The sequence below is a fragment of the Intestinibacillus sp. Marseille-P6563 genome, from assembly GCF_900604335.1.
In the GTDB taxonomy this organism is placed as follows: Bacteria; Bacillota; Clostridia; order Oscillospirales; family Butyricicoccaceae; genus Butyricicoccus_B.
In genome coordinates, this window is the sequence record NZ_UWOD01000002.1 from 1,406,933 (window position 1) to 1,417,500 (window position 10,568).

Annotated in this window: 5 protein-coding genes and 3 tRNA genes (1 of these 8 cut by a window edge); 3 read left to right on the forward strand and 5 right to left on the reverse strand. The window is 63.7% G+C overall.

Annotated elements, in window-relative coordinates:
- The first annotated feature begins 38 nt into the window (after positions 1–38).
- Entirely contained in the window at positions 39–431 is a 393-nt protein-coding gene (locus EFB11_RS15125; protein ID WP_122791149.1) for a thioesterase family protein, read from the forward strand.
- Positions 432–472: 41 nt separating this feature from the next.
- Here the strand turns inward: EFB11_RS15125 and EFB11_RS15130 are convergent, their stop codons facing one another.
- From EFB11_RS15130 to EFB11_RS15150, 5 genes are all read right to left on the reverse strand, one after another.
- Positions 473–1,315 carry a patatin-like phospholipase family protein gene (locus EFB11_RS15130; RefSeq protein ID WP_122791151.1) on the reverse strand — a complete coding sequence of 281 codons (843 nt, stop codon included), beginning with the start codon at positions 1,313–1,315 and terminating at the stop codon, positions 473–475.
- Entirely contained in the window at positions 1,303–3,423 is a 2,121-nt protein-coding gene (rnr, locus tag EFB11_RS15135; RefSeq protein WP_122791153.1) for a ribonuclease R, read from the reverse strand. The genes EFB11_RS15130 and rnr overlap by 13 nt, the downstream gene beginning before the upstream one ends.
- A gap of 101 nt (positions 3,424–3,524) precedes the next feature.
- Positions 3,525–3,600 (reverse strand) — tRNA-Gly (locus tag EFB11_RS15140).
- A gap of 5 nt (positions 3,601–3,605) precedes the next feature.
- A tRNA-Phe gene (locus EFB11_RS15145) sits at positions 3,606–3,681 on the reverse strand.
- 9 nt (positions 3,682–3,690) lie between these two features.
- A tRNA-Asp gene (locus EFB11_RS15150) sits at positions 3,691–3,767 on the reverse strand.
- Between the two features lie 184 nt (positions 3,768–3,951).
- Here EFB11_RS15150 and EFB11_RS15155 point away from each other — a divergent pair.
- Positions 3,952–7,377, forward strand: coding sequence for a PD-(D/E)XK nuclease family protein (locus EFB11_RS15155; RefSeq protein ID WP_122791155.1), 3,426 nt, complete (start codon positions 3,952–3,954; stop codon positions 7,375–7,377).
- A protein-coding gene (gene addA / locus EFB11_RS15160) for a helicase-exonuclease AddAB subunit AddA (RefSeq protein ID WP_122791156.1) crosses the window boundary here: on the forward strand, positions 7,358–10,568 show its 5' portion. It continues 323 nt past the right edge of the window; the window shows 3,211 of its 3,534 coding nt (coding positions 1–3,211); the start codon lies at positions 7,358–7,360; its stop codon lies beyond the right edge, outside the window. The genes EFB11_RS15155 and addA overlap by 20 nt, the downstream gene beginning before the upstream one ends.

Below are 10,568 nucleotides of genomic sequence, written 5' to 3' on the forward strand. Positions count from 1 at the left end.
AGCTGGAAACAGACTGATAAAAGCGAGGAGTTTAAGCTATGCTGACAACCGGTATCCAAGGCAAAAAAGAAATCACGGTCACCGAAAACCTGCTGGCCAATCAGGTCGGCAGCGGCCTGGTGGCTGTTTATGCGACCCCAATGATGATTGCAGGCATGGAAGGCACGGCCGCGGGCTCGGTAGCCGACGCGCTCGACCCCGGCAAGACCACCGTGGGCATTCAGATGAACGTCAGCCACGTGGCTGCCACCCCGGCAGGCATGAAGGTGCGGTTTGAAACCGAACTGACCGAGATCGCCCCGAACGGCAAGGTACTCACCTTCCGTGTGGCAGCCTACGACGAAGCGGGCCTGATCGGCGAAGGCACCCATCAGCGTGCGATTGTCGACAAGGAGCGTTTTGAAGCTAAGGCACAGGCCAAAAAGGCGTAAATACAAAAAGACCGTTCCCCGGCTGGGGAGCGGTCTTTTTTTCAGTCAAACAGCGCGCGGATGGCGCCCATATTGTCCATGGCAAGCTGATAACCGTGGTCGTAGCTGCGGTGCAGGACGGATACGTCCTTTTCAAACGAGTCCAGCGACATGGCGGGGCGTAAAATGACCGTGTCGGCTGGCGCACGGCGCTTGAGTTCGTCCAGCAGCAGCGTGGTCTGGTTGTAGCGTTCGGCGCGGTGCAGCATGGTCTGCTCCATGGCCGGGAACCGGTGCCGCATGGCCCGTGCCCCCAGGCGCACATAAGGCGTGGTGGTTTTCCAGTAGCCCGCCGGACGGGTCAAAATAACCAGATTGCGGCGGCTGCCGTCGCGCAGCGCCTGCGCGATGGGCACCGAGTCGGCTACGCCGCCGTCATAGTAGGGCGTGCCGTCAATCTCAATGGGCGGGAACATGTGCGGCAGCGCACAGGTCGCCCGCAGCAGGGTGCACGGCCGGTCGAGCTGCATGCCGTCCAGATATTCGGCCTTGCCGGTCAGCGCGTTGGTCACGCCGACCCGTACCCGCCCCGGATAGCGGCGGAAAGTTTCCCAGTCAAAGGGCACCAGCCGGTTGGGCACCTCGTCAAAGACAAAGTCCAGCCCAAAGATCGATCCGCATTTGGCGAAATTCCGCATGGACAGATAGCGTTTGTCGTTGCGATAGGTGGTGAAGATGCGCAGATTGCGGCCGCGCTGGCGGGCCAGATAGGAAAAGGCATAGGTGATGCCGGCCGACACGCCGGACATGTAGTCAAACATCAGCCCCTCATCGAGCAGGGCGTCGAGTACGCCGCAGGAGAACACCGGGCGGAAGGTGCCGCCCTCGAGAATCAGTCCGGGCATGGAGCGCTCCCCCCTTCCCCGGCGAGTGCAAAGTCGATCTGGCCGCTGGCGCGGCTCGCGCCGATCAAGCGCACGCGCACGGGCGTGCCGATGGTGTAGCGCACCCCACTGCGATTGAATAGCACCATTTTTTGATCGTCGTATTCGTAGTAACCGGGAAGCGCTTCCACCCGGATGAGGCCCTCGGCGCCGTTCGGCAGGGCGACGAACAGGCCGAATGCCTGCACGCCCGACACCTCGCCGTCAAATTCCTGACCGAGGAACTGCTCCATATAGGCGGCAATATACAGCTTGTCAATCTCGCGCTCGGCCGTGTCGGCGGCAAGTTCGCGGGTGGTCGACTGGATGGCCGCGTTTTCGACAAAGGTGTAGTCGGCGCGGGTGAAGGCCGCGCCATCGAGCGCACGCGTAAGCATGCGGTGGGTGGCAAGGTCGGGATACCGCCGGATGGGCGAGGTGAAATGCAGATAATACTTGGCCTGCAAGCCGTAATGGCCCAGGTTTTCCTCCGAATAGCGTGCGCGTGCAAGCGAACGCAACAATAGCGTCGGCAGGGCGCGCTGGCGCGGATCACCCGCCGCCTGGTCGAGCACGGCCTGAAGCTGGCGGGTGTCCTGCGGTTTGGAGGGGTCGATACGATGGCCGAACGGCCGGGCAAACTGGGCAAAGACGCGCAGCTTTTCCGGATCTGGGTTCTCGTGCACGCGGTACACCGCCGGGTGGTTGTGGGTGTCCATGAACTGGGCGACTGCCTCGTTGGCCTGGAGCATGAATTCCTCAATCATCTTTTCGGCGCGGCCGCGCGGACGGTAAAATACATCCACCGGTTCGCCCTGCTCGTCCACCGCAATTTCGGCTTCTGGGATGTCCAGATCGAGCGCGCCGCGCTCCATGCGCCGGCGGCGCAGCAGGTCGGCCAAATCGGCCATTTTCCGGGCGGTATCCACCAGAAAATCGTATTTTTTACACAGTTCGGCGTCGCCGTCCAGGATTTTATTCACGTTGTTATAGGTCATGCGCGCCTTGGAGCGGATGACCGATTTGGCAAACTCGGCCTTGTGGCAGCGGCCATCCGGCCCAATTTCGAGGAAGGCCGAAAAGGCCAGCCGGTCCTCCCCTGGCACGAGCGAGCACAGCCCGTCGGACAGGGCAAACGGCAGCATGGGCACCACGTGGCCGGGATAATAGACCGAAGTGCCGCGGCGGTAGGCTTCGGCATCAAGCGGACTGTCGGGTGTAACATAGTGTGACACATCTGCGATGTGCACGCCGAGCTGCACGCGTCCGTTCGCGAGCGGCTTGAGCGATACGGCGTCGTCAAAGTCTTTGGCGCTGTCGCCGTCGATGGTGAAAATGAGTTCGTCCCGCAGGTCGCGCCGTCCGGCGTAGGCATCTGCCGGGACGCGATCGCCCAGCGAACCGGCCTGCTGCTGCGCATCCTCTGGGAACGCTTCCTGGATGCCGTTTTCATGCAGAATGGCCGCAATGGACGCCTGCATGGTCCCGTTTTTGCCAAAAACCTGCACGACAGCCGCCTGCGGCAGCACCCGGCCTTCGCCGTAATACATCATGCGCACCGCGACCTTGTCGCCCGGCTGCGCCCCGCCCAGATGGGCCTTGGGCAGTACGATTTCGGACGGATATTTCTTGCTGGACGGCTCCAAAACGAACGATTTGCCGCGCTGACGCACCGCGCCTAGGATTTCGGCGCGGCTGCGTTCCAGGATGCGTGCCACCTCGCCTTCGCGGCGGCGGGTGCCATCCCGACGGCGGCCGTCCTCGCCCAGCCGGACGAGCACATGGTCGCCCTGCCAGGCGCCGCCGTCCGCGTGGGGCGGGATGAAAATATCGCCCTTGTCGTCCTTTTCGTCCGGGGCGACAAAGGCAAAGCCGCGCTCGGTCGCCAGGAACGTGCCGGCGATATAACCGTAATGGGCGGCTTGGGCCAGACGGTTCTTTTTGTTTTTGACGATCTTGCCGCTGGCGGTCAGGCGCTGGATGCAGTCGGCAAGCGCCTGTTTGCCGACACCCGGCAGCTGGCGGCGCAGTTCCTCCTGCCGCTGGGGCCGCGCGAGTAGTTCAAAGACCTTTTGGTCGAGCGAATCCATGAGATGCCCTCCTTCCGGATTTTGGGGATGCTTTCATTATACGCCCCCGCCGGACAATTTAAAAGAACAAAAAACCACTATCCGAAGATAGTGGTTTTGTTTGGAGCGGATGACGAGGCTCGAACTCGCTACCTCCACCTTGGCAAGGTGGCGCTCTACCAGATGAGCTACATCCGCATCTATGGTGCCTCCGGGCGGAATCGAACCACCGACACGGGGATTTTCAGTCCCCTGCTCTACCGACTGAGCTACAGAGGCGAATGAAAGTGGCGACCCGGAAGGGACTTGAACCCTCGACCTCTGGCGTGACAGGCCAGCGCTCTAACCGACTGAGCTACCGGGCCACTTGCAAAGCGCTTAATAAATATACCCAATAATCCGCCATTTGTCAACAGGTTTTTCAAAAAAATTTGAAAGAAATTTTACCGCGTCTTTGCAGACCATGGCGGCAGGGTTCGCTTGACCGTCCGCCCCGCGTCATGCTATGCTGAAACCAATCACAATCCCAGCACAAAAGGAGGGATCCCCATGCGCATTTTCATCGGGCGCGGCGGGAGCGGCAAAACCACCGCCATCCTGCGCGAAATCGCGCAAAAAGCCGAACAAGGCGAAGGTCGGCAGATCTTGCTTGTCCCGGAACTGTTTTCCCACGCCTACGAGCGGCGGCTGGCACAGGCAACCAATAACCACGGCGGCCGCACGGCCGAGGTTATCACCTTTTCCCGCCTGACCGGGCGGGTATTTGCCGAGATGGGGGGCCTAGCCGATGTGGCCCTCACCCCGGCCGGCCGGCTGCTGACCCTGACCGAAGCCGCCCGCCGGGTGGACGCCGGCCTGTCCACCTATCGCGGTCTGGCTGACAAACCCGAATTGGTCAAAGAGATGCTCACCATCATCGACGAGTGCAAGACCTGCCGCGTGCGGCCCGAGGACACCTTCCGCGCCGCGGGCGAGCTGCGCGAGGAAGCCCCCGCGCTCGCCGAAAAGTTAAGCGACCTGTCCCAGCTATTTACGGCCTATGAAGCGCTGTGCGACAATACCCTGCCCGACCCGCGCGACGCGCTCACCCGCATGGCAGAACTGCTGCCCCAAAGCACCGTTCTGCGCGGCGCCGAGGTCTATGTGGACGGTTTCGCGTCCTTTACCCCCCAGGAAGTCGCGGTGCTCGACGCCCTGCTGCATCTGGGCCTGTCGCTGACCGCGGCGGTCACCGTCGACCCAAAGGAGCCCGACCTGTTTGTATCCGCCGATAAGACCGTGCGCCTGCTGCGGCGCATGGCGTCCCGTGTCGGCAAACCGGCGGATGTGACCGATTTTGGCGAATGCAAGCTCGAAAAACCGCACGATTTGGCGGTTTTGGAGCGCGAAGGCCTGCTGCCGACCTCGACGCCTACCCCTTCGGACGGGCACAGCGTCCGCCTGTTTTATGCGTCCAACCCCTTCGAGGAGTGCGAACACGCGGCGGCTTACATCCGTCGCACCGTCCAGCAGACCGGGGCGCGCTGGCGCGACTTTGCCGTTATTTCCCGGGACGGGGACCGCTACACCGCGGCCCTGCAAATGGCCATGGCGCGATATGATGTGCCCATCTTCCAGAGCGCCAAGGCCGACCTGCTCACCCGCCCACCGCTGCGGCTGGTGACCGGCGCACTCGCGGTCGTGACCGGTGGCTGGCGGTATGAGGATGTGTTCGGGTGTCTGAAAACCGGGCTGTGCAATCTGGAGCCAGATGAGATCGACCGGCTGGAAAACTACGTGCTCGCCTGGCGGGTGCGCGGCGCGTCGGCCTGGCGCACCGACTTCACCGGTCACCCGGACGGCTACGGCTACCAGATGGACGAAGCGGCCCAGCAGGAGTTGGACGAACTCAACGCGCTGCGTGCACGTGCGGCAGCACCCTTTGCCGCGCTGGCCGACGGCCTGCGGGAAGTCGGACTGGCGCGCGAATTTTTGCAGGCGCTCTATGATTTTCTGACCGCTCAGGGCACGCCTGACCGCATGGCCGACCGCGCAGCCGGGTATGAGCAGGCGGGCGAACTGCAGCTGGCCGACGAATACCGCCAGCTGTGGGAAATTCTCGTCACCGCCATGGAGGAAATGGCCTGGGTGTGCGGCGATAGCCCCATGGATTTGGAGCGGTTCGCCGCCCTGTTCCCGCTGGTGCTGGGTGAGTACGACGTGGGTTCCATCCCGGTGTCGCTCGACCGCGTGACCTGCGGCGCCATCGACCGCGTATGCGGCGGGGGACGGTTCAAGCACGTGATTTTGCTCGGTGTCAACGACGGCTTGCTGCCCAAGGCGCCCGCGAGCGCGGGCATTTTGAGCGACAACGACCGCTTAGCGCTCGATAATCTGGGCCTGAGCCTGTCGGCGTCGGGCGCTGAGCGCATGCTCATGGAGCAGGAGACCATCTACAAAGCCCTGGCCTGCCCGACCGAAAGCCTGCTGCTGTCCTGCCATCTGGCCGGGGCGGACGGCAAGGAGATGCGACCGTCCTATCTGCTGGGGGCGTTTCGGTTAAAACTGCCCGGCCTGCCGGTGGAGACCGGCGCCGGGGCAGCGGATGCCGACCGCCTGTGCGCCGACCGTCCGGCGGTCGAACTGGCCTGCGCGGCCCTGTCCGAGGGCGCACGCACCTCGGCCCAGCAGGCGGCGCTTGATTATTTTGCGGAGGATGAGCGCGTGCACCGCGCCAAAAATGCACGCATTAGCCGCGGGCCGGTGGCTGACCGCAAAACGGTCGAGGGGCTGTACGGCAAAATCCCCGGCCTGACCGCGTCGCGGGTCGATTTGTTCTATTCCTGCCGGTTCGCCTTCTTTATGCGCCACGGCCTGCGCGCCAAGCCCCGCCGCCGCGCAGCCTTCGCCGCGCCCGAAACCGGCACCTTCATCCATTATGTCCTGGAAAATACTTTGGCCGATCTGGATAAGACCCCGGACGGCGCGCGCGGCGCAGACGCCGATACCGTCCGCCGCACGATGAAGAAATGGGTGCAGACCTATGTGGAGACCTACCTCGGCAGTCTGGACAAGCAGACCGCGCGGTTCCGGTATCTGTTCCGGCGGCTGGTCAAGATGATGGGCGGCATTTTGGAAAACGTGCTGGACGAAATGCGAAACTCGGACTTTTCGCCCATTGACTATGAATTGAAATTCGGTTTTGACGGCGACCTGCCGCCCGTGCGCTGCGCGGAAGGGGAGGACGCGGTCTACCTGAGCGGCACGGCCGACCGCGTGGACGGCTATGTTAGGGGCGGACGGCTGTATGTGCGCGTGATGGACTACAAAAGCGGCTACAAGTCGTTTTCGCTCTCGGACGTCTGGAATGGCCTCAATTTGCAGCTCATCATTTATCTCTTTGCCATCGAGCGGGAGGGGCTGGAACGCTACCGCCACAAGCTGGCCGCCGACCTGGACGGCATCGAGGCCGCGGGCGTGCTGTACATCCCGGCGCGCGACGAGGTGATGGACTTGGACGCCGACGAGCCGGACGAGGACAAGCTGCGCGCCCTGAAGGACAAGGCGTTGCGCCGCAGCGGGCTGGTCAGCGACGATTTAACGCTCTTGGAAGCCATGGAGCACGGCCTTGCCGACGAGAGCCGGTTCCTGCCGGTCAAGCTCAAAGTGGCCAAGCCCACCAAAAAGAATCCCGACCCGGCGCCGACGCTGTCGGCCACGTCGGCCGTGGCCGATCTGGCCCGGTTTGGCCGTCTGGCGCGGTTTGCGCAGGGCAAGCTGATCGAGATGGGCCGCGAACTCAAGGCGGGCAGCATCGACGCCGCGCCCTGCCGCCATGGGCAGGCGCTGCAATGCGACTGGTGCGAATTCCGCGCCGCCTGCCGGTTTGACGAAACACTGGGCGACCGGGTGCGCGCGCTCGCCCATTTAAAGGACAGCGAATTTTGGGAAAAACTCGAGGAAGGAGGGGAGGACCATGCCGAAGTGGACGGATGAACAATGGGCGGCCATTAAAGAAGACCGCGGCGCGCTGCTGGTGTCGGCGGCGGCCGGTTCGGGCAAGACGGCGGTGCTCGTCGAGCGGGTGCTGCGCCGCTTGACCGATGAAGCAAACCCGGCTGACATCGACCGTCTGCTGCTCGTAACTTACACCAGCGCGGCAGCCGCCGAAATGCGCGGCAAGATCGCGGATGCCATTACCAAACGCCTGAGCGAGCGGCCGGACGATGCCCGGCTGCGCCGCCAGCTGCTGCTCGTCCACCGGGCGCAGATCACGACCGTCCATGCCTTCTGCTTGCAGCTGGTGCGCGAACAGTTCGCTACCCTCGGCCTGCCACCCGATTTCCGCATTGCGGACGAGGGCGAACGGGCGGAAATGCAGGAGGAGTGCATGGAAACCGTCCTCGAAGCCGGGTACGACAGCGAGGACGAGGGCTTTTTAGCCCTGAGCGACCTGCTTTCGGCCGGACGGGACGACAAGCGGCTGAGCCAGGTCGTGCTCGAGGTGTTTGAGAAAATCCAGAGCCATGCCGACCCGGACGCCTTTTTGAGCGAGGTCGAGTCCATGTTCCAGGGCAACAGCGAAAAGCACCGCGCCGCCCTGTTGGACGAAGCCCGTAGCGCGGCCGAATACGGTCTGGACTGCCTGAAGCTGGCGCTCGGCGAACTGGAAACCGACGGCGACCTGAATGCCGCCTACGGCCCGGCCTTTCTGGCCGACGAAGCCCATGCCCGTGCCTTACTGGACGCCCTGGGCAAAGGCTGGGATGCGGCGGTCGCGGCCGCGCAGTCCATCACCCACGACCGCCTGGGCGCCGTCCGCGGGTACGAGGACAAAGCCTTTCAGGAGTACATCAAGGGCCTGCGCGACGAGTGGAAGGACGCCTGCGCCCGTATTCAAACCAGCCTGCTGGCCGTGGACGGAGGGGCCGAACAGGCCCACCGGGCGTTGGTCGCGCCCGCCATGGGCGCGTTGGTCGCCACCGTGTGCGCCTTTGGACGCGCGTTCGCCGACGAAAAACTGCGGCGGGGCGTGGCCGACTTCGGGGATTTGGAGCATTTCGCCGTGCGGCTGCTGCTCGAAAACGGCCAGCCGACCGCGCTGGCGCGGTCGGTCACGGCCGGGTTTGACGAAATCCTGGTCGATGAATACCAGGACACCAACGCCGTGCAGGAAGCCATCTTCAGTGCGGTCAGCCGCGAGGGGCGCAACCTATTCTTTGTCGGCGACGTCAAGCAGAGCATTTATGGTTTCCGCCTGGCCAACCCTTATATCTTTCTGGAAAAATACCGCGCTTGGCCGGACGCGGACGGGGCAGAGGACGGCGCGCCGCGCAAGCTGAACCTGACGCGCAACTTCCGTTCGCGGGCGGCGGTGCTGGACGCGACCAATTATATCTTCCGCCGCGTCATGTGTGAGGAGGTCGGCGACCTGGCTTACACCGACCGCGAAGCCCTCTATGTCGGCGCGGACTACCCGAATCCGGGAGACAGCCGCTACAAGACCGAGGTGCTGCTGCTCGACACCGCGGACGGCGAGGAGGACAAGACCGTCCTGGAAGCCGAACTGGTCGCGGGGCGCATCCGGCAGCTGCTGCGTGATGGCTTGCCGGTCTATGACCGTGGACAGGACGCCACGCGCCCGGTGTCGCCGGGGGATATCGTGATTTTGCTGCGTTCGATCAGCCGCAAGGCGGCCATTTACCGGCAGGCACTCGAAAAAATCGGCCTCAGTGCCGAAACCGACGAGTCGAGCGGCTTGCTCGCGACCAGCGAGGTTGCGGCCATGGTGTCTTTCCTGCATGTCATCGACAACCCGCGGCAGGATGTCGAACTCATCGGCCTGCTGCGCTCGCCGCTCATCGGTTTTACCGAGCAGGAGCTGGCCGAAGTGCGGCTCACAGACAAAAAAGCCGCCTTCTTTGACGCCCTGCATCTGGCCGCCGAAGCGGGGAACGAAAAAGCTGCCCTGTTTTTGCAGCAGCTGGACACCCTGCGCCGTCTGGCGACCGATTTGCCGGTGTCATCGCTGGTGCAGCGATTGTATGACCAGTACGGTGCACTCGGCGTCTATGGTGCGCTGCCGAACGGCAAGCAGCGCCAGCGCAACCTGCTCGCCTTTTTCGAGCGGGCGCGCGCCTTTGAGGAAAACGGCAGCCGAGGTCTGTTCCGATTCACCGCCTTGCTGCGCGGCATGGCCGAGCGTGGCGAGGACTGGCAGACCGTCCGCGCGGGCGGCAGTGGCGGCGCGGTGCGCATGATGTCCATTCATAAGTCTAAGGGACTGGAATTTCCGATCGTCATCCTGGCCGACTGCGCCAAGTCGTTCAACGAGCAGGACTTGCGCGCGCCGGTTTTGGTGCATCCCGAACTGGGGCTGGGGCCCAAGTGCCGCGACCTGGCACGCGGGGTGCAGTATCCGACCCTGTGGCGGCAGGCGGTGGCCGTGCGCGCCCGGCGGGAAGCGGTCAGCGAGGAATTGCGCGTGTTATATGTTGCCCTGACCCGTGCCGAGGAAAAGCTGATTATCACCGCCGCCGGGGCGCGGCTTAACAAAGACCTGCAAAAATGGGCGACCCTGGCGCGGATGGACCGGCTGCCGCCCTATGCGCTCTCGCGCATGCGCTCCACGCTGCCGTGGCTGCTGCTGCCGCTGCTGCGCCATCCGGCTGGGGATGCGCTCCGGCAGATGGCCGGATTTGACGGCCTGCCCGACCTGGATGCACCCGATGTGTTTGACATCCGGGTGGTCACGCCCGAAGCACTCGAAGCTGGGCGGGCCCAAGCGGATGCCGACCAAACCGAAGAGGAACGGCCGGTTGTCAATACCCGGCTGGATTATGTACATCCTTATTTGCAGGACATCCCGGCCAAGCTGACCGCCACCGGGGTGGGGCAAAGCTACAAGGCCGCCGAAGCGGCCGAGGATACCCCACTGCCGCGTCCCGAGGTTACGCTGCGGCAGCCGCGCTTTGCGCAGGAGAAACGCGGCTTGACCCCGGCCGAGCGGGGCACAGCCCATCATCTGTTTATGCAGTTTTGCGATTTTGACACCTGCGCTATGCCGGGCGGAGCTGAACAAGAACTTCCCCGCCTGCGGGACAAACATATCCTGTCGCCCGAGCAGGCCGACGCCGTGGATGTGCGCCGGATTGAAGCATTCTTTGCTTCCGATCTGTACCGGCAGG

What these genes read in the sequence shown, in the direction of transcription:
- EFB11_RS15125 (WP_122791149.1), top strand. Translation starts at nt 39, where the DNA reads ATGCTGACAACCGGTATCCAAGGCAAAAAAGAAATCACGGTCACCGAA.
- EFB11_RS15155 (WP_122791155.1), top strand. Translation starts at nt 3,952, where the DNA reads ATGCGCATTTTCATCGGGCGCGGCGGGAGCGGCAAAACCACCGCCATC.
- EFB11_RS15130 (WP_122791151.1), bottom strand. Translation starts at nt 1,315, where the DNA reads ATGCCCGGACTGATTCTCGAGGGCGGCACCTTCCGCCCGGTGTTCTCC.
- rnr (WP_122791153.1), bottom strand. Translation starts at nt 3,423, where the DNA reads ATGGATTCGCTCGACCAAAAGGTCTTTGAACTACTCGCGCGGCCCCAG.